23 protein-coding genes are annotated in these 21,948 nt (G+C 62.4%); 12 read left to right on the plus strand and 11 right to left on the minus strand.

Annotated features, from left to right (window positions below):
* Positions 1-160 precede the first annotated feature (160 nt).
* On the minus strand, positions 161-1,141 hold the full coding sequence (locus tag ACVWY3_RS37660) for a LysR family transcriptional regulator (protein ID WP_456842959.1): 981 nt from the start codon (positions 1,139-1,141) through the stop codon (positions 161-163).
* Positions 1,142-1,243: 102 nt separating this feature from the next.
* Here ACVWY3_RS37660 and ACVWY3_RS37665 point away from each other — a divergent pair, with 102 nt between their 5' ends.
* The 12 genes from ACVWY3_RS37665 (at position 1,244) to ACVWY3_RS37720 (ending at position 11,061) form a co-directional block, all read left to right on the plus strand.
* A complete protein-coding gene (locus ACVWY3_RS37665; protein ID WP_456842960.1) occupies positions 1,244-2,188 on the plus strand; it encodes a ketopantoate reductase family protein in 945 nt (314 codons plus the stop codon).
* Between the two features lie 4 nt (positions 2,189-2,192).
* Positions 2,193-2,579, plus strand: a complete 387-nt coding sequence (locus ACVWY3_RS37670; protein WP_456843555.1) for a VOC family protein — start codon at positions 2,193-2,195, stop codon at positions 2,577-2,579.
* Positions 2,580-2,593: 14 nt separating this feature from the next.
* Entirely contained in the window at positions 2,594-3,064 is a 471-nt protein-coding gene (locus ACVWY3_RS37675) for a MaoC family dehydratase (RefSeq protein WP_456842961.1), read from the plus strand.
* Positions 3,061-4,287: a CaiB/BaiF CoA transferase family protein gene (locus ACVWY3_RS37680; RefSeq protein ID WP_456842962.1), complete on the plus strand. Its 1,227-nt coding sequence runs from the start codon at positions 3,061-3,063 to the stop codon at positions 4,285-4,287. Before ACVWY3_RS37675 ends, ACVWY3_RS37680 begins: the two co-directional genes overlap by 4 nt.
* A 3-nt stretch (positions 4,288-4,290) precedes the next feature.
* A complete protein-coding gene (gene aroE, locus ACVWY3_RS37685; RefSeq protein WP_456842963.1) occupies positions 4,291-5,118 on the plus strand; it encodes a shikimate dehydrogenase in 828 nt (275 codons plus the stop codon).
* Between the two features lie 15 nt (positions 5,119-5,133).
* Complete coding sequence (locus tag ACVWY3_RS37690) at positions 5,134-5,988, plus strand: shikimate dehydrogenase (protein ID WP_456842964.1); 855 nt, start codon at positions 5,134-5,136, stop codon at positions 5,986-5,988.
* Between the two features lie 51 nt (positions 5,989-6,039).
* The gene (locus ACVWY3_RS37695; RefSeq protein ID WP_456842965.1) at positions 6,040-6,708 is read left to right on the plus strand and encodes an amino acid ABC transporter permease; all 669 of its coding nucleotides are present in this window, start codon (positions 6,040-6,042) and stop codon (positions 6,706-6,708) included.
* Between the two features lie 9 nt (positions 6,709-6,717).
* Complete coding sequence (locus ACVWY3_RS37700; protein ID WP_456842966.1) at positions 6,718-7,374, plus strand: amino acid ABC transporter permease; 657 nt, start codon at positions 6,718-6,720, stop codon at positions 7,372-7,374.
* 51 nt (positions 7,375-7,425) lie between these two features.
* Positions 7,426-8,253, plus strand: coding sequence for a transporter substrate-binding domain-containing protein (locus ACVWY3_RS37705; RefSeq protein ID WP_456842967.1), 828 nt, complete (start codon positions 7,426-7,428; stop codon positions 8,251-8,253).
* 62 nt (positions 8,254-8,315) lie between these two features.
* Positions 8,316-9,062, plus strand: a complete 747-nt coding sequence (locus ACVWY3_RS37710) for an amino acid ABC transporter ATP-binding protein (protein WP_456842968.1) — start codon at positions 8,316-8,318, stop codon at positions 9,060-9,062.
* A gap of 13 nt (positions 9,063-9,075) precedes the next feature.
* Complete coding sequence (aroQ, locus tag ACVWY3_RS37715; protein WP_456842969.1) at positions 9,076-9,525, plus strand: type II 3-dehydroquinate dehydratase; 450 nt, start codon at positions 9,076-9,078, stop codon at positions 9,523-9,525.
* Positions 9,526-9,747: 222 nt separating this feature from the next.
* On the plus strand, positions 9,748-11,061 hold the full coding sequence (locus ACVWY3_RS37720; protein ID WP_456842970.1) for an alpha-amylase family protein: 1,314 nt from the start codon (positions 9,748-9,750) through the stop codon (positions 11,059-11,061).
* A 184-nt stretch (positions 11,062-11,245) separates the two neighbouring features.
* On the opposite strand, the gene ACVWY3_RS37725 is transcribed toward ACVWY3_RS37720, so the two are convergent.
* The 10 genes from ACVWY3_RS37725 to ACVWY3_RS37770 form a co-directional block, all read right to left on the minus strand.
* Positions 11,246-12,526, minus strand: coding sequence for an NRAMP family divalent metal transporter (locus ACVWY3_RS37725; protein ID WP_456842971.1), 1,281 nt, complete (start codon positions 12,524-12,526; stop codon positions 11,246-11,248).
* Positions 12,527-12,549: 23 nt separating this feature from the next.
* Entirely contained in the window at positions 12,550-12,726 is a 177-nt protein-coding gene (locus ACVWY3_RS37730; RefSeq protein WP_456842972.1) for an NUDIX domain-containing protein, read from the minus strand.
* Positions 12,727-12,761: 35 nt separating this feature from the next.
* Positions 12,762-13,814, minus strand: coding sequence for a UDP-glucuronic acid decarboxylase family protein (locus tag ACVWY3_RS37735; RefSeq protein ID WP_456842973.1), 1,053 nt, complete (start codon positions 13,812-13,814; stop codon positions 12,762-12,764).
* 11 nt (positions 13,815-13,825) lie between these two features.
* Positions 13,826-14,950, minus strand: a complete 1,125-nt coding sequence (locus ACVWY3_RS37740) for a CgeB family protein (protein ID WP_456842974.1) — start codon at positions 14,948-14,950, stop codon at positions 13,826-13,828.
* Positions 14,947-16,035, minus strand: a complete 1,089-nt coding sequence (locus ACVWY3_RS37745; RefSeq protein WP_456842975.1) for a CgeB family protein — start codon at positions 16,033-16,035, stop codon at positions 14,947-14,949. Before ACVWY3_RS37745 ends, ACVWY3_RS37740 begins: the two co-directional genes overlap by 4 nt.
* Entirely contained in the window at positions 16,032-17,162 is a 1,131-nt protein-coding gene (locus tag ACVWY3_RS37750; RefSeq protein ID WP_456842976.1) for a CgeB family protein, read from the minus strand. The genes ACVWY3_RS37745 and ACVWY3_RS37750 overlap by 4 nt, the downstream gene beginning before the upstream one ends.
* Positions 17,163-17,228: 66 nt before the next feature.
* Complete coding sequence (locus ACVWY3_RS37755; RefSeq protein WP_456842977.1) at positions 17,229-18,272, minus strand: glycosyltransferase family 4 protein; 1,044 nt, start codon at positions 18,270-18,272, stop codon at positions 17,229-17,231.
* Positions 18,269-19,555, minus strand: a complete 1,287-nt coding sequence (locus tag ACVWY3_RS37760) for a TIGR04295 family B12-binding domain-containing radical SAM protein (protein WP_456842978.1) — start codon at positions 19,553-19,555, stop codon at positions 18,269-18,271. The genes ACVWY3_RS37755 and ACVWY3_RS37760 overlap by 4 nt, the downstream gene beginning before the upstream one ends.
* Positions 19,552-20,619 (minus strand): NAD-dependent epimerase/dehydratase family protein, encoded by a 1,068-nt coding sequence (locus ACVWY3_RS37765; protein WP_456842979.1) that lies wholly within the window; start codon positions 20,617-20,619, stop codon positions 19,552-19,554. The genes ACVWY3_RS37760 and ACVWY3_RS37765 overlap by 4 nt, the downstream gene beginning before the upstream one ends.
* A complete protein-coding gene (locus ACVWY3_RS37770) occupies positions 20,616-21,728 on the minus strand; it encodes an NAD-dependent epimerase/dehydratase family protein (RefSeq protein ID WP_456842980.1) in 1,113 nt (370 codons plus the stop codon). Before ACVWY3_RS37770 ends, ACVWY3_RS37765 begins: the two co-directional genes overlap by 4 nt.
* Positions 21,729-21,948: the final 220 nt, after the last annotated feature.

A 21,948-nucleotide genomic window follows, 5' to 3' on the forward strand; every position in this document is an offset into this window, starting at 1 on the left:
GGCCAACTCTCAACCGGAGAGGGATCGCGCACGAACGGCGGCTTTTGGCGGATTATCAAGACGCCGTATCCCCCGCGGCGCCGCCCACCGCGCCTGGGTGCCCTCGCGGCTCGCCGAATGGCTGAGAAAAAGTCCGGCGTGATCATGAAGCATGCGTCCGCTACGTCGTCAAATTGCGTGGCTTTCGTTTCCTTGGTCGACCGGAACGGTGAAGACCGCGCACTTCCTGCTGTTGAAAAAGCTCCCCGCACACGTCACGCAACCACTGGCTTGCGGGGTCGTGGTGGAAGCGGGCGTGCCAATATTGTTTCACCGTGAAGCCGGCGATCGCCAGCGGGCAGTCGAGCACGCGCAGTCCGTAGTAGTGAGCCAGCGTTTCGCCGATGTGCCTTGGGAGGGTGGCGATCAGGTCAGTCGTCCCGACGATTGCGGGCAACCCCAAAAAGCCCGGTAGCTCAAGCGCAACGTCAAGGACTATCCGCTGCTCCTGTAGCGCGTCCGCGAGCAATTGATGTCCGGTGCCGGAGCGAATGAGGACGTGCGCCTCACGCCTGAAATCCTCTGCCGTGATGCGGTCGTGGATCCGGGCATGTTTTGCGTTTGCCAGGCAGACCCAATCCTGCGGAAAGAGTGCCTGTTGGAAGTGCCCGGCGTCGAGGTCCGAGATGTAGCCGAGCGCCAGGTCGGCCTCGCCGGACTGCAGCATTCGTGGCGTATCGCTGCCGATCTGCGCCGCCTCGATGCGGATGCCCGGAGCAACACGACGAACGTAGGCGAGGATGGCCGGGAGCAGCGTGATGTGGCTCGCATCCGTCATGCAGATGACGAAGCGGCGCTTTGCGGTCGCCGGATCAAACTCAGGGCGAAGCTCCGCCAGACGGCGCAGCATCTCCAACGCCTGTCGGGCCGTGCCGATGAGAGCCTCCGCGCGCGGCGTCGGCAGCATTCCCTCCGCAGAGCGGATGAAGAGCGGATCATCCAGCTCCTTTCGCAGGCGCGCCAGCCAGATCGAAATGGTCGGCTGGCTTTGACCGAGCTTCTCGGCCGCCTTGGTGACGCTGCCCGAGGAGAACAATGCGTCAAACAACCGGAGCAGGCGCGGCTCGAGCAGGTTGGTCTCTGAGAAGTCTCGATGCTTCATTGCGATCTGCAATAATGGATATAAAGATCATATCATATCCAAATATGGAGCAGCCTGCTAGCACGCTTCCAACGCCAAAATGGGCGAGGGAGAAGCGTTCGGATGAGGATCTGCTTTGTCGGAGCGGGAGCCTTGGGCTCGACTATCGGCGGCACGCTGGCGCGCGGTGGTGCCGAGGTTTGGTTGATCGATCCGTTTCAGGCCCATGTCGAGGCGATCAATGCTGCTGGTCTACGGATGCTCGAAGGTGACGCCGAGACCGTGGTAAAGGTCTCTGCCTGTATCTCCGCGGACCAGGTCGGCATCGTGGCGGACCTTGTTATCGTCCTCGTCAAATCCTATCACACGCGCGATGCGATCCGCGCGGCAGCGCCGATCATCGGGCCGCAGACGGTCGTGATGTCGCTTCAAAACGGTCTTGGTCACGAGGACATCCTTTCGGAGGAAGTCGGTCGTGACAGGGTCCTGGCAGGCAAGACCTATGTTGGCGGCGTGCTGCTCGGCCCCGGTCATGTTCGCTCCGGAGTGGTCGGCAAGGAAACCATCATCGGCGAGCTTGACGGACGGTTGACGGAACGCGCACAGCGGATTTCAGAGACGTTCAATCGTGCCGGCATTCTCACGCTGCTCAGCGACAACATCCTGGGCACGATGTGGGACAAGTTGTTCATCAACGTCGCCGGAGGAGGAATCACCGCCGTTACCGGGCTGACTTACGGCGGTCTCTATTCGCTGCCGATCTTGGAAGACTGCGCGCTGGCCGCAATCTCGGAGGGCATCGCGGTCGCGCAGGCTGCCGGCGTGAAGATCTCGATTGCCGATCCGCGCCGGGCCTGGACGATGGCGTCTGCCGGACTGCCGTCCGAGTTCAAGACGTCGATGTTGCAGAGCTTGCAATCCGGGAATCTGACCGAGGTCGATTACATTCACGGCTCGGTCGTGCGCTGGGGCGCCAAGCTCAACGTCCCTACGCCCGTCAACTCCACCCTCGTCGCGTTGGTCAAAGGGCTCGAATACGCCCGCAGCGATTATCCGGGAAAGGCCTGAGATGATGTCGTTGCCTCGCGCCTATGTCGAACACGTCGCGATCCGAGTGCCGGATGTCGATCGTCACATCGACTTCTTTCGTGAGGTGCTCGGCCTTGGCATTCGCGACGAGCAACCCGCCGACGGCCCGCGGCCGCGTCAGGTATGGACACTGGGAAGCGTGCAACTCATCGAGGATCCGCACTTTGTCGGGCCGGAGGGGCGTCTCGCCCATCTCGGCATCATGGTCGACGACTACGAAGGCGTCCTCGCCCGCGCCGCCGCTTGGGGCGCCAGGGCATTGCCTGCCGGCCCGAACTGGCTCGAGCTGCCGGGCGGCCTGAACATCGAGATCTTGCAAGCCAGCGCAGGCGCCGTGGAAGCCGCCCTGGCGATCAATCCCCGTGCCTAGAGGAAAGACGCGACATGACCGATGAGCGCTACTGGGACGACGCCAAAGTCGGCGACGAATGCATCACCCCTGCGGTGACGGTCACCGAAGCGATGGTGAATGCCTATGCCGAACTGACGGGCGATTTCACGCCGGTCCATGTCGACGAGGAATACGCCAAGACCACACCATTCGGCACGCGCGTCGCGCACGGGCTGTTTGGTCTGTCGCTGGCCGATGGTTTGAAGACCCGTGCCGACTACCGCTTCCTTCCGGGAATGTCGCTGGGCTGGACCTGGGATTTCAAGCTGCCGATCAAGCTCGGCGATACCGTGCACGTGAAGTTCCGCGTCGGCTCGATGCGCGCCACCAAGCGTGATGGGTGGGGCATCGTGGTGCTCCCCTCGGAGTTGATCAATCAGCGCGGCGAAGTGGTGCAGCTCGGCGAGCACCGGCTGATGATTCCGATGCGCCCGAAGGCCGGCGTCGCGGGAGGGCAGGCATGACCGCACAAGATCTGCCGCTCAAAGGCATTCGCGTCATCGACTACAGCCATTTCCTGGCGGGCCCGTTCATGGGCCGCTGCCTCGCCGCGATGGGCGCGGACGTCATCAAGGTGGAGCGTCCGAAGGCAGGCGATGCGGGCCGCGCCCATGGCTATTTCAAGGACGGACAATCCGGCTACTTCCTGCAGCAGAACATGGGCAAGCAGGGCCTGTGTATCGATCTCCGCGACAGGCGTGGCCTTGACCTGATGATGAAGCTGGTCGACACAGCCGATGTCTTCATCGAGAACTATCGCCCCGGCGCACTCGAACGCCTCGGGCTCGGCTACAAGGTGCTCTCGGCGCGGAATCCCGGACTGATCTACTGTTCGGTCTCCGCCTATGGTCACACCGGTCCCTATGCCGACCGTCCAGGCTTCGGTCTGATCGCAGAGGCGATGTCTGGCGCCCTGGCGCAACTGGGCAATCCCGGCGAGGCGCCGCCGCTGCTGCGGATGCCATTGGCCGACATGTACACCGGCATTCACGGCGTGGCGGCCATCAATGCAGCGCTGGTCGGCCGCGCGTCGTCCGGGCGCGGCCAACATATCGATCTGGCGCTGTACGATTGCATGGTCTCGATGCACGACTATGCGGTGCAGCGCTACTTCCTCTCCGGCGGGACCGACCTGCCGAAGCAGACCGGCAGCGGACAGCCGGATTCTACTGTCTACGGCGTCTTTCCGGCCAGGGACGGCAATCTCGTCATCGCTGCGCAAGTCGATGATGCCTGGCGACGATTGGCGAGCCTGATCGGGGGAGACAATTTGGCATCCGACCAACGCTTCACCACGCCTGCCGCGCGCAACGCCCATTATGGCGAAGCGATGGAGATTGTGCGCAACTGGACACTGTCGCAGCCGTCTCGCGATGCTTGCCTCGCGGCACTCGACGAAGCAAGTGTGCCGTCCGCTCCCGTGCAGACCATCGAAGAGGTCGTGAAGGATCCGCAGATTCATGCGCGTGGCATGCTGGTCGAGCAGGAGCATCCTGTGCTCGGCAAGGTGACGCTGCCGAACCTGCCGTTCCGGTTCTCCGATTGCGACACCACGGTGCGAACTCCGGCGCCGCTGCTTGGCCAGGATAATCGCCGCATTGCAGAGTCGCTGGGACTTTCGGCCGAGCTCGTCGAGGCGATGGTGCGTGACGGGGTCCTCTACAACGAAGCCGCAGTGCAGGAGTGATCGATGAGCGACCGATATGCGGTGATCGGCAATCCGATCGGTTTCAGCAAATCTCCCCTCATCCATGGCACGTTCGCCAGAATGACGGGACAGGACCTTGTCTATGAGGCGATCGAGGGTCCCCTCAATGGCTTCAGCGAACGGGTTGATCAATTCCGGAAAGAAGGCGCGAAAGGGCTGAACATCACTGCCCCGTTCAAGCTCGATGCGTTCGGCTACGCAAAGGAGCTTTCAGAGAGCGCCGACCGAGCTGGCGCCGTAAACTGCCTGAAGTTCGACGGCGATCGGATCATTGGCGAGAATTTCGACGGGATCGGTCTCGTGCGCGACATCACCGTCAATCTAGGCATCAAAATGGCCGGCCAGCGCGTCCTGATGCTCGGTGCCGGGGGCGCAGCGCGTGGCGCGCTGCTGCCGTTCCTGCGCCAGGAGCCGTCCGAGCTGGTTCTCGTCAATCGAACCTTGTCGAAGGCTGTGGCACTGGCCGAAGAGTTTGCCGGTTGTGGTCCCCTGATCGTCAGCGGCTATGCTGAACTGGCCGATCTTGCCGAGGGCTATGACGTCGTGGTCAACGCGACATCGGCCAGCCTGCGTGGTGAGATGCCGCCACTTCCCGGCAATGTCTTCCGCCGTGCGAAGTTGGCGTACGAACTTGCCTATGGCAAGGGATTGACTCCCTTTCTGCAAGCGGCCCACGCCGAAGGCGTAGCCAAGCTGGCCGACGGCGTCGGCATGCTGGTCGAGCAGGCGGCCGAAGCTTTTTCCTGGTGGCGCGGCGTGCGACCAAGCACGGCTCAGGTCATCGCCGAACTGACCGTCCCTTTGAGCTGACGGGCGATGCCGAGCATGCATCAGAACTCCAGCTTTCTCGTCGGCCTGATCGGCAGCGGCATCGCGGCGTCACGCATTCCGCCTATGCATGAAGCGGCCGCTGACGCCGCGGGCATCCGCTATCTCTACAAGAAGATCGATCTCGCCGAGTTGAAGCTGGGCGTGGAGGCACTGCCGGAACTGCTCGCGGCAGCAAGGCATATGGGCTTTGACGGGTTAAATGTCACCCATCCCTGCAAGCAAGCGATCCTTCCACTCTTGGACGAGCTTTCGCCTGACGCGGAGGCGCTGGGCGCCGTGAACACCGTGGTCATCAGGAACGGTCGAATGACCGGCCACAACACCGATTGGTTCGGCTTCGCCGAGAATTTTCGCCGCAACATGCAAGGTGCATCACTTGGACGCGTGGTTCAATTCGGAGCGGGCGGCGCAGGTGCGGCGGTTGCCTTCGCACTCATGAAGCTCGGAGTGCAGGAACTGACAATTATCGACATCGACTTGGCCAAGGCGCAAAGTGTGGTTGACGGCTTGTCCCCTCGATTTGCAGAACGATGCTTGCGAGCCGGCAAGGATGTTGCAGCGGCCGTGGCCGCCGCAGACGGAATTGTCAACGCGACGCCAATCGGCATGGATAAATATCCGGGCACGCCACTGCCGACGGCCTCGCTGCGCCCTGATCTGTGGGTCGCTGAGATCGTCTACTTCCCGCTCGAAACCGCACTGCTCCGGGCGGCGCGTGCCCTGGGCTGCCGCACGGTCGATGGCGGCGGCATGGCAGTCTTCCAGGGCACCGAAGCATTCCGCCTGTTCACGGGCATCTCACCCGATACGGACGTCTTCTTCGCCACCTTTGCATCCCTGGGAGGGTGACACCCGGCCGATGGGCGAGCGGCACGCACAACGCCCGTGAGGAAACGCAAGATGGGCTACACGCTCGATTTCTCGGTGGTTTGGCATGCGATGCCCGCGCTGCTGTGGGGGTGCGTGGGTACGTTGGGCCTGGCGCTTGCCGGAATGACGCTCGCGATGATGATCGGTGTCGCCGGCGTCGCGGCACGCGATTCGAAGGTGGCCTGGTTGCGTGCTCTCGTGATCGGATTCGTCGAGATCGTCCGCAATACGCCTTTCCTGGTGCAGATCTTCTTTCTGTTCTTCGCCCTGCCGCTGATCGGCTTGAAGCTCAATCCGACAGCCACCGCTGTCATCGCGCTCGGTGTCAATGGTGGCGCCTATGCCATCGAGATCATCCGTGGCGGAGTGCAGTCCATTCACAAGGGACAAATAGAGGCCGGCTACGCGCTCGGCCTGCACAAGGGGCAGGTCTTCCGTTTCATCGTGCTCAAGCCCGCGCTTCGCGCGATCTACCCCTCGCTGACCGGGCAGTTCATCATGCTGACGCTGACCTCCTCGATCTGTTCGGCGGTATCGGCCTACGAATTGACGTCGGTTGCGCAGCGCATCGAAAGCGACACGTTCCGCAGCTTCGAGGTCTATTTCTCCGTCACCTTCCTCTATCTCGCGATTTCCTGGCTGCTGATGCTGGGCTTTGCGGTCATCTCTCACCGCTTCTTCTCATATCCGACACGCTGAGGGGAGATCATGGCACCGCATTTTGGCCTTCCGGAGTTCGGCTTCCTGCTGCGCGGTCTGCAATGGACCGTGCTGCTGACGCTGGTCGCGTTTGCGGGCGGCTGCACGGCGGGGCTGGCCGTCGCATTGCTCCGCACCTGTGGTCATAAGGGCGTGGAATGGATCACCCGCATCTACATCGGGATATTCCAGGGCACTCCGCTGCTGCTGCAGCTTTTCGTGGTGTACTACGGATTGGCGCTCACCGGGCTGAAGCTCGACGCATTCGTCGCGGTGGCGATCGGTTTCACCGTGAACGCCTCCGCCTTCCTTGGAGAGATTTGGCGCGGAGCGATACAGGCCGTGCCGCGCGGGCAGACCGAGGCGGCGATGGCGCTTGGACTGCACTATTCGTCCCGCATGCGCGATATCGTGCTGCCACAGGCAATCCGCATCTCGCTGCCGGCGACCATCGGCTATCTCGTGCAGCTGATCAAGGGCACTTCGCTAGCCGCCATCGTCGGCTTCATCGAACTCGCCCGCGCCGGGCAAATCGTATCGAACCAGACCTTTCAGCCGTTGCTCGTCTTCGGCGTGGTCGGCGCAATGTATTTCATCCTCTGCTGGCCGCTGTCATGGTGGGGCAGCCGGATGGAAGCCAGGCTCGCCCTGGCCGGTCAAAGGTAGGAACGGCGCACCTACTCAATCACAAACAGCCATCACCAGGAGGAGATACTCATGTTGTGTTCACCCCATCGCCGCCAGCTCGGGCTCGCGCTAATGGCATTGGCGGCTATCTGTATTGCAGGCGAATCGCAGGCGGGCACTCTGGAAGACGTGAAGAAGAAGGGCGTCGTGGTCATCGGCATTCAGGGCGACAATCCTCCATGGGGCTATGTCGATAGCTCGGGAAAGCAGGATGGCATCGATGCCGACATGGGGCGCGCCTTCGCTGAATATCTCGGCGTGAAAGCCGAGTTCGTCCCGCTGGCGGTGGCCAATCGTATTCCGGCGCTGACCACAGGCCGGGTAGATATCTTGTTCGCAACGATGGCCATGCTGCCCGAGCGCGCAAAGGCGGTGCAGTATTCCAAGCCGTATGTTGCTAATGAGATCACGCTTGTTGCCGCCCAGGCAACGCCGATCAACAGCAATGCCGATATGGGCAAGTACGTAATTGGCGTTCCGCGGTCCTCCACGCAAGATACGCAGGTGACCAACAACGCCCCGTCCGGGACCGAGATCCGCAGATTCGACGATGACGCTGCCACGATCCAGGCGCTGCTCTCCGGTCAGGTGCAGGCCGTCGGCGCGAACCTGTTTTATCCGCAGCGTCTCAACGCCGCAAAGCCGGAACTCGGGTTTGAGCCCAAGCTTCACTTCACCGCCCTTTACAATGGCGCTTGCACACGGCTGGGGGAGAAGGAGTGGAACGAGACGGCCAACAAGTTCATCGACGAGATCAAGTCGAACGGCAAGTTGGCCAGTTTCTACGCCAAATGGATGAAGGTCCCCGTCCCTGTCTTCCCGGACTCCGTCCCCGGCGTTCCCTTCACCGTCCACTAGCCTAGCCACTGCGAGCGGCCGGCGCGATCTGCGTTGGCCGCCGCCCAACGGCGGAGACCAGCATGCAGGACCAGATCCTGATCGAAATGAAGGGCGTGCAGAAGTGGTACGGCGGGTACCAAGCTCTCCGCAACGTTGATCTCACTGTGCGCAAAAGTGAAAAGATCGTGCTCTGCGGTCCGTCCGGCTCAGGCAAGTCGACCCTGATCCGCTGCATCAACCGCCTGGAGCCAATCCAGCAGGGCAGTATTGCGGTAAACGGTCATCGGCTCGACGACAGTATCAAGGCTATCGACGTCGTACGTCAGGACGTCGGCATGGTCTTTCAGAGCTTCAATCTCTTTCCGCATATGACGGTCTTGCAGAACTGCATGCTCGCGCCCATCCGCGCGCGCCGCATCGGCAAGACCGAGGCGGAAGCGATTGCGCGGAAATATCTCGAGCGCGTGCGCATCGGCGATCAGGCTGATAAGTATCCGGCTCAGCTTTCGGGAGGCCAGCAACAGCGCGTCGCGATTGCGCGCGCGCTCTGCATGCAGCCCAAGGTAATGCTGTTTGACGAACCGACCTCGGCGCTCGACCCCGAGATGGTCAAGGAGGTGCTCGATACCATGATAGGCCTCGCCAACGACGGTATGACCATGATCTGCGTCACCCATGAGATGGGTTTTGCCCGCCAGGTTGCCGACCGCATCATCTTCATGGCTGAGGGCAAGATCATCGAAGAAGGCGCGCCCGATGCTTTCTTTCGCAATCCCCAACATGCCCGAACCAAGCAGTTCCTTGGCGAGATCCTCGCCCATCACTGAACGGAGTACTTCGATGAAGCGTCTTGTCTATGTTCTCAACGGGCCAAATCTCAACTTGCTCGGCAAGCGCCAGCCCCACATCTACGGACACGAGACGCTCGCGGATGTGGAGCGGGATTGCCGGGCGCTGGCCGGGGAGCTCGGCCTTGAGATTCGCTTTCATCAGTCGAACAGGGAATACGAGCTGATTGACTGGATCCACGAGGCGCGCGACACTGCTGCCGGTATCGTGATGAATCCCGCCGCTTTCACCCATACGTCCGTCGCCATTCTGGATGCCTTGAACACGTTCGAGGGGACGGTGATCGAGGTGCATATTTCCAACGTGCACAAGCGCGAGGAATTCCGCCACCACTCGTTCGTATCCAAACGGGCCGATGGGGTCATCGCAGGGTTCGGCACTCAGGGTTATCTGCTCGGCCTGCGTCGTGTGGCCAAGCTGCTTGACGAGAAGAAGGGGTAGCATCGGATAAGTGTACCCGCCGCCTTGTGGTGATGGGACGGGTGTCATCGGCAGGGGACACATCGAGCACATTCTCGCGCGGCCGGAGACGGCACTGTCCTGAGCGCGCGCTTTCAGTTCCACGCTGTTGGTCTAGCCCGGATCGCCGTGCTGTTGACCCTCGGCGCGATCGGCAGGACCTTCGTCAGGGCGGCGACCGGCTTGAGGAGTGAAGGTGGGCGCATGAGCAACTGGATCGAGCACGCCGTCTGGTGGCATGTGTATCCGCTCGGCTTCGTCGGGGCCGAACGGGAGGCCGATGCGTGTGCCGACGTCGTGCATCGCCTCGACCGCCTTGCTCAGTGGCTCGATTACGCCGTGGAGCTCGGCGTATCCGGTATCCTGCTGGGCCCGATCTTTGCCTCCTCGACCCACGGGTATGACACGATTGATCACTTCCGGATCGACAGGCGGCTTGGGGATGATGCGGACTTCGACGCATTCATCGCAGCAGCCCGTCGCCGCGGCCTGCGCATCATTCTGGATGGCGTGTTCAACCACGTGGGGCGTGAATCGCCACGCTTTCAGCGCGCCGTCGCCGCCGGCCCGCAATCGCCGGATGCTGCATGGTTCCGCTTGACGTGGCGGCGGGACGGAACAGAACCTGATTGCGCGACCTTCGAAGGTCACCACCAGCTTGTGACGTTCAACCATGACGAGCCCGCGGTCGTCGACTATGTCAGCCGCGTGATGAGTTACTGGCTTGACCGCGGTGCCGATGGCTGGCGGCTCGACGCGGCCTACGCTGTGCCGCGGCAATTCTGGCAGCGTGTCCTGCCCGCGGTTCGTGCGCAGCATGCCGACGCCTACATCTTCGGCGAGGTCATCCACGGCGACTATGCCGGCTTCGTCGACGAGACCGGTGTCGATGCCGTCACGCAGTACGAGCTTTGGAAGGCGATCTGGAGCGCCCTGAACAATCGCAACTTCCATGAGCTCGCATGGGCGCTCGGGCGGCACAATGCGATGATCGACCGGTTCGTGCCGCAGACTTTCATCGGCAACCACGACGTCACGCGGATCGCGAGTCAGCTTGTGGATGAACGGCATATTCCGCACGCGCTGGTCATTCTCATGACCTGTGGCGGCACGCCCTCGATCTATGCCGGGGACGAACAGGCGTTCCGCGGGATCAAGGAGCACCGTGCCGGAGGCGATGACGCGATCCGTCCGGCCTTTCCGGCGACGCCAGCCGAGCTGGCGCCATTTGGCTGGCCAATCTACCGACTACATCAGGAACTGATCGGACTGCGGCGAAGACATCCATGGCTGTTCCGGGCGAAGTCCCGGATCGTCGAGCTTCGCAATACCGACCTGGTCTTCGAAGCCTTCGACGAAGGCAATCGGCTATGGGTCGCCCTGAACATCGCTGGCGCAGCGGTCGTGCGCACCCTAGATGTCGCCACCGAGACGCTTGCAGGATCCGCTATGGTGCGCAGGGCAGGAGCAAAGACAGAGCTCACGCTGCCGCCGTATGGGTGGGCTGTCCTGGGCTAGCGGCAATTTGCTCAGCGTTGCGGGCGCCAAAGCTGGGCGGCTATCGCGAACAAACATTCGCGAAAGACGGATGGGCTCTTGCACTAAAGCATGATCCCGAAAAGTGCGAAGCGGTTTTCCGAAAAGATTATGCGCAAACAACAACCTAAAGTGCGATGATGATTCATCCCAATCTCATCGCGCTTTAGAGGGCCCAGCTTGCGACGAGGCCGATGGTCGCCGCAGAAGTGGCTCCGACTGTGACCCACCCGAGGACCTTCATCCAGCCGGTGTTGGCCTCATGTCCCATCAGCCTCCGGTCGTTCGTCATCAGCAGAATCAACAGCAATAGTGGAGGCGTCGAAAAACCCTGCACGATGCCGGCATAGACCAACGCTTTCATCGGATTGAAGCCGGCAAAGTTGATCGCGACGGCCACGGCGGTGAACCCGGCAATGGCCACATAAAACTGCTTGGCCTCAGCAGGCCTGACGCTGAGCGAACTCTTCCAGCCGAGCGTCTGGCAGAGATCGTAGGCGGCGCCGGTGGTCATGACGGGAACGGCGAGGAAGCCGACCGCGATGATGCCGACGCTGAAGAGAGTCGCGGCTGCATCGCCGGCCAGCGGTCGCAGGGCCTCCGCGGCCTGAGCGGCACTGTCGACGTCAGTCTGGCCGGCCTGGTGCAGGGTGGCCCCGGCTGCAAGAATGATAAAGTAGGTGATGATGTTCGAGAACGCCATTCCGATCAGGATGTCGCGGCGCGACTCGGTGACCTCCGCATCGACCGATGACAGGCGCGAACGTCTGTTGAGGCGGCCGGCCGCGATCATCTCCTCGACTTCAACATTGGATTGCCAGGTGTAGAGATAGGCCGAAAGCGTCGTGCCGATCACCGCGACCAGGATCGACAGGAATTCCCGGGTGAACTGGACTTGTGGCACGAAGGTCCCGCGCAACACCTGCCATGGATCGGGGCTCGCAAGAAATGCCGATCCGACATAGGCGAACAGTGAGAGTGCCAACCATCGGAAGATGTTCCGGATCAGCGTGTAGGAACCCCAAATCTGCAACGCGAGGATCACACCTGCAATGAGGGGGACGAGAATCCCTTGGGGCACGGGCACGAAGAGATTGATCGTCGCGGCCATGGCGCCGATATTTGCGCCGGCTTCGACGACGTTTCCGATCAGGACGCCAATCAACGCGGGCCACATCAGCCACGGCGTGAATTGGTCGCGCAGAGCCGCAAACAAGCCTTTGCCCGTTACGCGGCCAAGCTTGGCGGAGAGATAGACGACCGCAAACATCATCGGGAACGTAGCCGGCGCCATCCACAGCAGCGCATAGCCGAACTGGGCGCCCGCACTGGCATAGGTTCCGATCGCAGAACAGTCGTCGTCCGCCGCCCCGGTGACGAGCCCGAGCCCGAAGGCGCGGCTAAGGCCTTTCGTTTTCTGCGGACTGGACGTGCTCTCCGATGCCATCGGTGGCTTTCGACCGTGAGAAGCTATTCACCAAAGAGCGATCGGAGCATATGCTTGTGGAGTTCAAGCCACTGCAAGGCTTTCAGGCATTCTTGCCGGGCTGCCTGTTCGATGGTCTCGCCTGAATTGACACTGCCAGCCGGCATCTCGACCATCACCCCGCGCGCCTCGCCAGGTGGGCTCCGTCGCTGGGCCGTCACCTCTCACGTTGTTATCCCTTTCGACCGATGGCTCCTCACCGCGGGTCGGCGATCTTCAACCGCCCGCGCGTTGTCTTGCGCGATGCCGGCGCCGGTGCAAGCTCCGGGTCAGAAGCGATGCGAAGCGCAAAATAGTCGATGGTTGCGCGAAGGCCATCCCTCAGCGCGACACGCGGACGCCAGCCCAGGGAGAGCTCTGCGAGATCGATCACAGGCTTGCGGCGTTTTGGATCGTCCTTTGGCAATGCATCAAACTTGAGCGGAGAGGTTGAGGCCGTATGAGCGAGCACCTCGCGCGCAATCGTTTCAATCGTGACTTCATCCGGATTGCCCAGGTTGCACGGTCCGGTGATGGACGCCGGGCTTTCCATCAGGAGTTGGAGTCCCTGGACAAGATCGTCGATGAAACAAAAGCTTCTGGTTTGAGAGCCGACGCCATAGATGGTGATCGGCTGGCCCCGTAGCGCCTGGACGATGAAGTTGGAAACGACCCGCCCGTCATTCTCGAGCATGCGGGGGCCGTAAGTATTGAAAATGCGAGCCACTTTGATCTCGACTCCGTGCAGTCGCTGATAGTCGAACATCAGCGTTTCAGCCGCTCGTTTGCCCTCGTCATAGCAGGCCCGTGGACCGATCGGATTGACATTGCCGAGATAGGATTCCGGCTGCGGATGGACCTCGGGATCGCCATATACCTCACTGGTAGAGGCCTGCAGCACGCGAGCTGAATTGCGCCGCGCGAACTCGAGCACGTTGATGCTGCCGAGGATGCAGGTCTTCATGGTGCCGATCGGATCCCTCTGATAATGCCGTGGCGACGCCGGGCAGGCGAGGCTGTAGATTCGATCGACGTGGTCCTCGATGTCGATGGGCTCGCGGACATCTTGCTCGATGAAGCGAAAGTTTGGATGGTTCAGCAGAGGTCGGATGTTCTCCACCGTTCCCGTGAACAGATTGTCCAGGCAGATTACCCGGTTGCCCCGCTGCAGGAGCGAATCGCAGAGATGAGATCCGATGAAGCCCGCTCCGCCGGTGATCAAAACGGTGCGCGTATGTTTCGGGGCCTGCATGCGTGTCTGGAATGTCATGGTACCTCCTTTCAGAGCCCGGCGAGCTGCATCGGCCGGGTTGCGGATATGCGTATTGGCTTGCGGCTGCGACGCGCCAAGGCCTCGGCGTGGTAGGCCTCGAGTTGGCGGGCGCGGTGGTCCGGGGTATGGTCGGCCAAGACGCGTTTGCGCGCGTTTTCGCCAATCACACGGCGGCGCTCCTCCGGCATATCACGTATGATTTCGACCACCTCCTGTGTGGTGGAAGCGAGCAGGATTTCCCGCGACGGCTCGAAGATCGTTTCGATGCCGGGCCAACGATCCGAAATGACGGGCGTTGCGCACGCAGCGGCCTCGAACAGCCGGACGCTCGGCGAAAATCCCAGCGCTCGCATGTCCTCGCGCGTGGCATTCAGCGCGAACCGCTGCTGCGCATAGAACGTTCGGTGCTGATCCGGCGCGACGTGATCGATCCGCGTGACATTGTCAGGCCAGTCGATGTGTTCCGGGTACTGCGACCCGGCAACGACGAACCGCTCGGAGGAGAGTGCGCGGGCGGGCGCCAGCAGCAATTGTTCGAGCGTGGGTTGCCGATCTTTGCTGTAGGTTCCAAGATAGCCGAGCGACCATCTCGGGTGCTGCCGTTCCGGGCGGTACAGTTGGGTGTCGGCGCTGCAGTACAGCACGCGCGCCATCGGACTGCCGTAGCTCGCCTCGATCATGTCAGGCACCGGCCCGCCGGAGAAGGACAAGTACAGATCGAACCGCGGAATCATCGCTACGGAGAGATAGTCGAGGCCACGGCCGACGCCGGCGAGCGTCACCGGAGTATCGATGTCGTAGAATGCGGTGATGCCGCGCGCATGCGCTGTAACCCACTCGGCTATCGCGATCCCGTCCGGTACAAAGGAGCCAATGAGGACCAGATCGGCGCCGCAGATGAGAGTTCCGAACCGGCGCGGGATTTCGCTGATCCCCTGATAGAGTTCAACCTTCCAGGCCGAAGGCTTGCCGAGATCACGATGGCTGCGGTACCAGGGCAGGTCGCGCTCGAGGAAGGTGACGCGATGGTCTCGCTGCGCCAGGGCCTCGATCAGGGCGCGGTAGGTCGTGGCGTGACCATTGCCCCAGGACGAAGTGACCGAAAGGCCGATGACGACGATGTTGAGCTTCATTCTGCTGCCTCGATTCGCGAACTTGGTCCCGCAAGAAGATCGTTGAATTGCCGTGCGCGGTGCTTGTAGGTGTGGTGGTGGAGGATGCGGGCGCGGGCGCGACGGGCGATCGCACGTGCCCGATCGGGAGTCAGCGAGCCGAGATGCTCCGCGACTTCAGCGCCGCTCGAGGCCACGAGCACCTCGCGGCCCGGCTCCAGGAAGTGGTCCACACCTTTCCATTCGTCGGTAATCAGGCAGGCGCCGGCCCCGATCGCCTCGAACACGCGCGTTGGCGGTGAGAAACCGTAGCGAGCCATGCTGTCGCGATTGACGTTCATTGTCGCGAGACCGGAGCCGAAGAAGGCGTTGTGGTCGCAGGTACCGACATGACCGCACTTGCGTACGTTGGCAGGGGTATCCTTGTCGTCCCAGCCGGAGCCGCCCAGCAGGAATCTCTTTTGGGGAAGATGGCGCGCCGCGTCCAGAAAGAAGCAGTCGACGCGCTGCTCGCGATCCGGAAGGCGGTTGGCCAGCAGGCTCAGATCGCAGTCTAATTCGGGCGTAGCCGGCGCCGGGAAATGAGCGGCGGGGTCGAGCGCGTTGTAGATGGGGACGCAATCTCGGGCGCCCATATCCCGGTAGGCATGGACCACTGCGTCACCGCCGCCATAGGTGAGTACCAGGTCATAGCGCGGAATCGCGAGCCGCAGATGGTGGTCGGGATCGCTCGACATCGCATCGAGCGTTGCCGGCGCGTCGACGTCCCAGTAGAGGCGCATCGCCTGCGATGGCGCGTCGATGACGGCATTCTCCAGTTCGAGATCGAAGACCCCGACGCCGCTCGCCTTGATCAGCAGATCGGCGGATCCTGCCGCCATTTCGAGAGCACTTTGCCAGCCGTCCGGTGTCGCCGGATAAACGATCACGCGCGCCCAGTCGGGATCGGCTATATCGCGATGTGCCTGGCGCTCGAATGCGTCCGGTTCGAAAAACGTGATCTGATGCCCAAGCGCCGCGATTTCCTTCAGGATGCCGCGATAGTAGGTGGCAGCACCGTTCCAGTAGGACGAGACCAGGCTGGAGCCGAAGAAGCTGATCTTCATGCCACTGCTCCTTCGGTGAAGTTGTGTCGAAGACTTCGAGGCGTGCCGCGGATATCTTCGACGATATCGAGAAGCTGTTGCACGCGATGCCGGCAGGTATGGCGTTCCCTGATCGTGCGAAGGCCGGCTTGAACCGTTGCGGTGGACATTTCTGCATCATCGAGCAGGGTGCGAAGCGCGCGCTTCATCTGAGCTCCGTCCGAGGCGCGCAGATACGCATCTTCCGGAAGGAGGCGCTCGGTGTCGGCCCACGGCGCCGACACCAGCGGGATCCCGCACGCCAGCGCTTCGAACATGCGGATTGTCGGAATGCCGGGCAGGTTTCGTGCATAGGGACCTCGCGGGACGTGGACCGTCGCGCGTGCATTGGCGAAGGCAGTTGGCGCCCAGTGAGCCGGCAGCCACCCTCCATAGCGGAGGCCCGCTGCACGAATTGACTGCAGTGCGGCATCCGAATAGCGGACGCCATAGATCGTCGCGCGCAGTTTCAGCGCGGATACCGGTTCGACCAGGAATTCGTCGAGCTCGGCGCTACGCTCACCGTCGCCCCAATTGCCGATCCAGACGACATCTTCGGTCGGCTCAACGTCCGGCAACGGGTGATAAAGCGCGGTATCGGCCGCTTCGTGCCAAGTGAAAGCGCGGTCGGTCCAGCCGAGCTTGAAATAGATCTGGCGGAGGACTTCGCCGAAGGCGAGCACGCCGTCGAATCCATCGAGCTCGAACTGCGCCAGCTCGTCCGGCGCGGTCACGGCCCGATGGTGGGTATCGTGGAACAATAGAGTGAAGGCTGCTCCCTGCACGCGCCGGCGGGCAATCCGCGCAATCAGAACGGGCGAATTCCATTCATGCACGATCACGAGGTCTGCACTGTCCAGCGCTTCATCCAGGTCGAGAGAAGCATCGTATCGACGAACCTTCACGCCGGGAAACAGCGCATGGATGTCCTCCATCGCCGGTAGGCCGCCTTCGTGAATGGCGTTCAATCGGCTCCAGCCATCGATCGGTTCAAAGACGGTCACCTCATGTCCGAGCGCACGAAGCTCGCGGGAATAGCCGCGCAGGAAGTGGGCGTTGCCGTTGTTCCAGCAGGAGGTGAATGCGTGGTAGAACAGGACGCATTTCATGCGTGCACCTCGGTCTCGTAAGACGGCACGGGATAGTCGTCGGGGGCGAGCAGCCTCTGATAGAGCTCAAGATAGGATTTGGTCATTCGCTCGAGCGAAAAATGCAGCGCTCGCGCGTGGGGCGGCGTGTTGCAACCGCAACCGTTTGCCTTTGTCGGCACATAGCTCGGCAAGTGCCTGGCGGAGATTGTTGCTGTCGGCGGGATCGACGAACAGCGCGGCGTCATTCCAGAGTTCTCGAAACGTCGGAATGTCCGACAGGACCAATGCGCACCCCGCCATGGCGGCCTCGAGCACGGAGAGCCCGAACGGCTCGTACAGCGCCGGGCTCACGAAGATCGCGGCGCGCTGCAGACGGCTGCGCAGGGCAGCATGGGAGAGGTTGCCAAGCCACGTCACGGCCGATGACTCATCCGGTTCACCCGGGCCGGCAACGAGGACGGGCCAGTCCAGGCCGGACGCAGCCTTGGTCAGTGCCTCGATGTTCTTCGCGCGATCCCAGAGCCGTCCGGCCGCAAGGATGAAGCTTTGCTTGGTGCCGTGGAGTCGCTGAGGCGCGATGCCATTTCGGATCACGGCGCCGGCGAACCGGGGCCTGTACATCTCGGAGACGACCTCCTTGAAGGCGTGGCTGGGGCACACCCAGGCCTGCGCGGCGTCGAGGCCGGCGGCGGCGCGCGACGCGTATTGCTGCCATCGGGGCTCGTTCGACCAAACCGTGTCATTGCAGGCGACAGCCCAGGATTTCACGCAGGAGTGGGCAACGACCAGAACAGGTGCGCGCCACGCGAAAGTCGCTTCACGGAAGCTATTGAGGTGGACGATGTCCGGTGTGTACCTCGCCTCGAGGCGGGCCAAGGTTCGCTCCGCATTGGCAAGGTCGTGCCCTTCCGGATCCTGCCATTCGAGCGCAAGATCGGTCTCGATCAGCAGAATGCGGTCACTGCGCAGCATGGCAGACTGATCAGCGCGTGCGAGAGGACCGATGGTCACGAGATATATGTGAGCGCCTGAGGCAGCCAGAGCGGAGGCGAGGGCGCAGGAATAGGTCCAGACACCGCCGACCGTATCGGTGGTCATCAGTATCCTGATGTCCGTGCCGCTGCTCATGATCCCACCTGAATTTCGAGCGCACTGAGCGGGATGGGACGATCCTCCTGCACGTCGCTGAATCGGTCGTACAGCGCGAGATAATGCTGATGCGCGCGCTCCCAGGCGAAATCGTCCGGCTCGCCCCACAGCTTGCGGTAGTCCGGCGAGCCCGGATAGGGATAGAGCGGCACCGGATCGTTTGCCCAGACGCCCGCCTCCTGCATGCGCCCGCGCCAGCGCTGCACGGTCGGATCGTCATCCTCGGGCATTTCGATCAGATTGGCCTGCACGAATGGCACGTGGCGCCTCGCTTCCACGAGCCGGTCGGCGAGCTGATCGGTGCTCATCCTGCAATTCTTGGCGAGCGCCGCGCGGCCTTCGGCCGTCAGGCTTTCGATACCCGCCTCGATCGAGACGCAGCCTGCGCGGCCCAGCAGCGCGAGCATGTCGGGCTTCCAGAGATCGATACGGGTCTGGACGCCGAATTTCAGGCCGCGTGTGACGAGCCCCTCCAGCAGTTCGGCGTTCGGCAGGAATATCTCGTCGATGAAGTAGACATACTCGATGTCCTGGCCGCGCAGGCGGTCGATCTCCTCGAGAATGATCGCGGGAGGTCGCTTGCGGTAGGCATTGCGGAAATTGTCCTTGGCGCAGAAGGTGCAGTTGTAGGGACATCCGCGCGAGGCCTCGATCTCCGCGCCGGGCGCGATGGGTTCCGCGTCGAACCGGTGGTGGTGATGATGATGGCGGCGGATCATCTCGGCCGGCCACCGCAGGGCTGGCTGGTCCTTGAAGTCGACGGCTTGAGGGCCACCATTGACGCGTGTCGACTGTCCGTCGTCGAAGCAGAGCCCGGGAAAATCGCGGTCACCCTCGGCCAGACGCAGCAGGGATTGCTCGCATTCGCCCATCACGACGATGTCGACGCCGAGCTTTCTCAGCGTCGTCCTCGGTGTGGTCGAGCCGTGCGGACCCACCGCAACGAGGACCGGCGCCAGCTCGCGGATCGACAAAGCAAGCTCCTGCGGCACGCGGAGCTCGGGCGGCGCGCAACGCCAGAACAAGTAGGTCGGCGCCGTTGTGATGGCGATCAGGTCGGGCCTGAAGGCTCGCAGCTCGTCCTCTACCTGGGCAAGCGACAGATCGAACATATGAGCGTCGAGCAGCAACGTCTGGTGCCCGGCCGCCCTCAAATAGTGCTCGGAAATTCCGAGCTCAAGCGGAAGGTGAGGCGAGCGGCATCCGAAATAGATGCTGCCGCTGAAGTCCCAGTTCGGATTGATGAGGGCGACGCGCGTCATGCCAGGGCCTCGCGGCTTCCGTGGGATGGATTGAAGCGGCTGTCGAGCCAGGTGTGGAGCGAGCGTAGGCCCTCCGGCAGGGCGACCTGCGGTGCCCAGCCGAGCGCCGTCGACAAGGCGCGCGTATCCGTGACATACCAGGGCTGGTCTCCCGGGCGCCAATCAGCAAAGCCGTATTTGACATTGCGGTCCGTCAGCTCCGCGATGAGATCAATCAGTTCGAGCAGGCTGACTGAGTTGGCCGGACCGCCGCCGAGATTGAAGACGTGTCCCCGTGACAGAGTGATATGATCAAGCGCGGCGAGCCAGGCTGCGGCGGCGTCGGAAACGTGAAGTGCATCGCGAACCTGATACCCGTCGCCATAGATCGTCAGCGGATCGCTGCGCATGGCGCTGAGTAGGAAATGCGCGATCCAGCCCTGATCCTCGGTCCCGAACTGGCGCGGCCCGTAGATGCAGCTCATGCGCAATACGACGGTCTGCAAGCCGTACACCCGCGCATAGTCGTGGACATACTGATCGGCGGTCCCCTTCGAACATCCGTAAGGGCTGTAGAAATCGAGCGATGCACTCTCCGATATCCCGTCGCCCAGGAGTCCGCTCGCCGGGCGGTAGCGGCGCCCGATGCGCTCGATCTGGGTATCGTCGATCAGCCGACCATAGACCTTGTTGGTGGACGCGAAGAGAACGGGCGCTGACGGATTGTGGAGACGGACAGCTTCAAGCACGTTCAGGGTGCCACGTGCGTTGATCTCGAAATCGGCGGCGGGATCGCTCAAGCTATCGGTCACGGCGACCTGAGCCGCCAGATGCAGCACTGCGCGCGCATCGCGAACGGCATCGATCACCGGAATAGGATCGCGAACATCGGCAACGTTGATGGTGATCCGGTCGCCGTGCCTGGATTTGAGCCATTGCGCGTTCTCATGCACGCCGGTGCGCACGAGGTTGTCGAGCACCAGCACGCTGTCGCCGCGCTCGGCCAGCCGGGCGGCGATGTTGCAGCCGATGAAGCCGCAGCCTCCGGTGATCAAGACGGGTTTGTTGTCTCGTTCACTGTTCACGCGACCAGTCCTCGCTGTTGCAACTCCGCGGTGGCCCGCTCGGCCTGGTCATCGGCAATCTGGTCCGCCAGATATTCGGCCAGCTCCTCGAGACCGTCCTTGAATGCGATGCGTGGTTCGAAGCCGAGCAGATCGCGCGATTTTCCGATATCGGCGAAGCAGTGACGGATATCGCCGGCGCGGTATTTTCGGGTAATTTCGGGAGCGATGGAGTCGCGCCCCATGATCTCGGCGAGGTCCTGCGCGACAGACAGGATGGTACGGCTCTGCCCCGAACCGACGTTGAAGACGTTGTGGGTCTGCTCCGTTTCCAACGCGAGGCGGCACGCGCGGGCGACGTCGTGGACATGGACGAAGTCTCGCCGCTGGCGGCCATCCTCGAACAGGAGCGGCGGTCGCCCGTTCAGCAGCCGCGCCGCAAAAATTGCGAGTACGCCGGTATAGGGATTGGACAAGGCCTGGCGTGGACCGAACGCGTTGAAGAACCGCAGGGCCACTGTCGGAATGTTGTAGGCCTTGCCTGCGATGAGGCACATGCGTTCCTGAGCGTATTTGTTCAGTGCGTAGATCGAGCTTAGCGACGGCCGCTTCGTCTCGGGTGTCGCAACCGGTTCGAGGCTGTCGCCCGTGGCATCGCGCAGGTCCCAGTCGCCGTTCCGAAGCTGCTCGAGCGGCCGCTCGCTCGGTGCGATATCGATCCCATCGGTAGTTCGATAGAGACCTTCGCCGTAGATGCTCATCGAGGACGCCACGACGAGCCGCTCGACGGGACGGCTGGAGATCGCCTGCAGCAGCACTGCGGTGCCCAGCTCATTGGTCCGGACATAGGGCTCGATGTCGTACATGCTCTGACCGACGCCGACCGCGGAGGCGAGATGCAGGACCATGTCGGCTCCGCGCAGGGCCTGCTCGACTGAAAGTGGATTGGTCACGTCGCCGACCACGAGCTCCGCGTCCTCGGTCAGATAAGCCGGGCGCTGACGGTTGCCGCCGTGAACCTGGGGCGACAGATTGTCGAGGACCCTGACCTCGTAACCCGCCGCGAGCAGAACGTCGGCGGCATGGGAGCCGATGAAGCCCGCACCTCCAGTGATCAATACTCGCGTCATTCGTCGCTCCGTGCCAACGTTGACCGATCCCGTTGAGATCGATCTGTATGAGTGTGGGAACGCGCTCTGCCGGTTGGTCGGATGACCCGCGCGCCGGTCACGTTGGAGTCACAAGCGATGCAAGGAATGTTCGTTCCTCGCAAATGTACAAACGATTATTTCTCTAACCTGGATCAATAACTTGAGTGAATCGCGCAAAGCCTCGCCCGGACAGGCGCTC

The organism is Bradyrhizobium sp. USDA 4486 (genome assembly GCF_054057995.1).

Excerpts from the sequence above, each read along its gene's own strand:
- ACVWY3_RS37670 (WP_456843555.1), top strand. The coding sequence starts at position 2,193 with ATGTCGTTGCCTCGCGCCTATGTCGAACACGTCGCGATCCGAGTGCCG.
- ACVWY3_RS37665 (WP_456842960.1), top strand. The coding sequence starts at position 1,244 with ATGAGGATCTGCTTTGTCGGAGCGGGAGCCTTGGGCTCGACTATCGGC.
- ACVWY3_RS37740 (WP_456842974.1), bottom strand. The coding sequence starts at position 14,950 with ATGAAGCTCAACATCGTCGTCATCGGCCTTTCGGTCACTTCGTCCTGG.
- ACVWY3_RS37660 (WP_456842959.1), bottom strand. The coding sequence starts at position 1,141 with ATGAAGCATCGAGACTTCTCAGAGACCAACCTGCTCGAGCCGCGCCTG.
- ACVWY3_RS37760 (WP_456842978.1), bottom strand. The coding sequence starts at position 19,555 with ATGACGCGCGTCGCCCTCATCAATCCGAACTGGGACTTCAGCGGCAGC.
- ACVWY3_RS37750 (WP_456842976.1), bottom strand. The coding sequence starts at position 17,162 with ATGAAATGCGTCCTGTTCTACCACGCATTCACCTCCTGCTGGAACAAC.
- ACVWY3_RS37755 (WP_456842977.1), bottom strand. The coding sequence starts at position 18,272 with ATGAGCAGCGGCACGGACATCAGGATACTGATGACCACCGATACGGTC.
- ACVWY3_RS37745 (WP_456842975.1), bottom strand. The coding sequence starts at position 16,035 with ATGAAGATCAGCTTCTTCGGCTCCAGCCTGGTCTCGTCCTACTGGAAC.
- ACVWY3_RS37675 (WP_456842961.1), top strand. The coding sequence starts at position 2,594 with ATGACCGATGAGCGCTACTGGGACGACGCCAAAGTCGGCGACGAATGC.
- ACVWY3_RS37690 (WP_456842964.1), top strand. The coding sequence starts at position 5,134 with ATGCATCAGAACTCCAGCTTTCTCGTCGGCCTGATCGGCAGCGGCATC.
- ACVWY3_RS37680 (WP_456842962.1), top strand. The coding sequence starts at position 3,061 with ATGACCGCACAAGATCTGCCGCTCAAAGGCATTCGCGTCATCGACTAC.
- ACVWY3_RS37725 (WP_456842971.1), bottom strand. The coding sequence starts at position 12,526 with ATGGCATCGGAGAGCACGTCCAGTCCGCAGAAAACGAAAGGCCTTAGC.
- ACVWY3_RS37770 (WP_456842980.1), bottom strand. The coding sequence starts at position 21,728 with ATGACGCGAGTATTGATCACTGGAGGTGCGGGCTTCATCGGCTCCCAT.
- ACVWY3_RS37695 (WP_456842965.1), top strand. The coding sequence starts at position 6,040 with ATGGGCTACACGCTCGATTTCTCGGTGGTTTGGCATGCGATGCCCGCG.
- aroE (WP_456842963.1), top strand. The coding sequence starts at position 4,291 with ATGAGCGACCGATATGCGGTGATCGGCAATCCGATCGGTTTCAGCAAA.
- ACVWY3_RS37710 (WP_456842968.1), top strand. The coding sequence starts at position 8,316 with ATGCAGGACCAGATCCTGATCGAAATGAAGGGCGTGCAGAAGTGGTAC.
- ACVWY3_RS37700 (WP_456842966.1), top strand. The coding sequence starts at position 6,718 with ATGGCACCGCATTTTGGCCTTCCGGAGTTCGGCTTCCTGCTGCGCGGT.
- ACVWY3_RS37720 (WP_456842970.1), top strand. The coding sequence starts at position 9,748 with ATGAGCAACTGGATCGAGCACGCCGTCTGGTGGCATGTGTATCCGCTC.
- ACVWY3_RS37705 (WP_456842967.1), top strand. The coding sequence starts at position 7,426 with ATGTTGTGTTCACCCCATCGCCGCCAGCTCGGGCTCGCGCTAATGGCA.
- ACVWY3_RS37735 (WP_456842973.1), bottom strand. The coding sequence starts at position 13,814 with ATGACATTCCAGACACGCATGCAGGCCCCGAAACATACGCGCACCGTT.
- aroQ (WP_456842969.1), top strand. The coding sequence starts at position 9,076 with ATGAAGCGTCTTGTCTATGTTCTCAACGGGCCAAATCTCAACTTGCTC.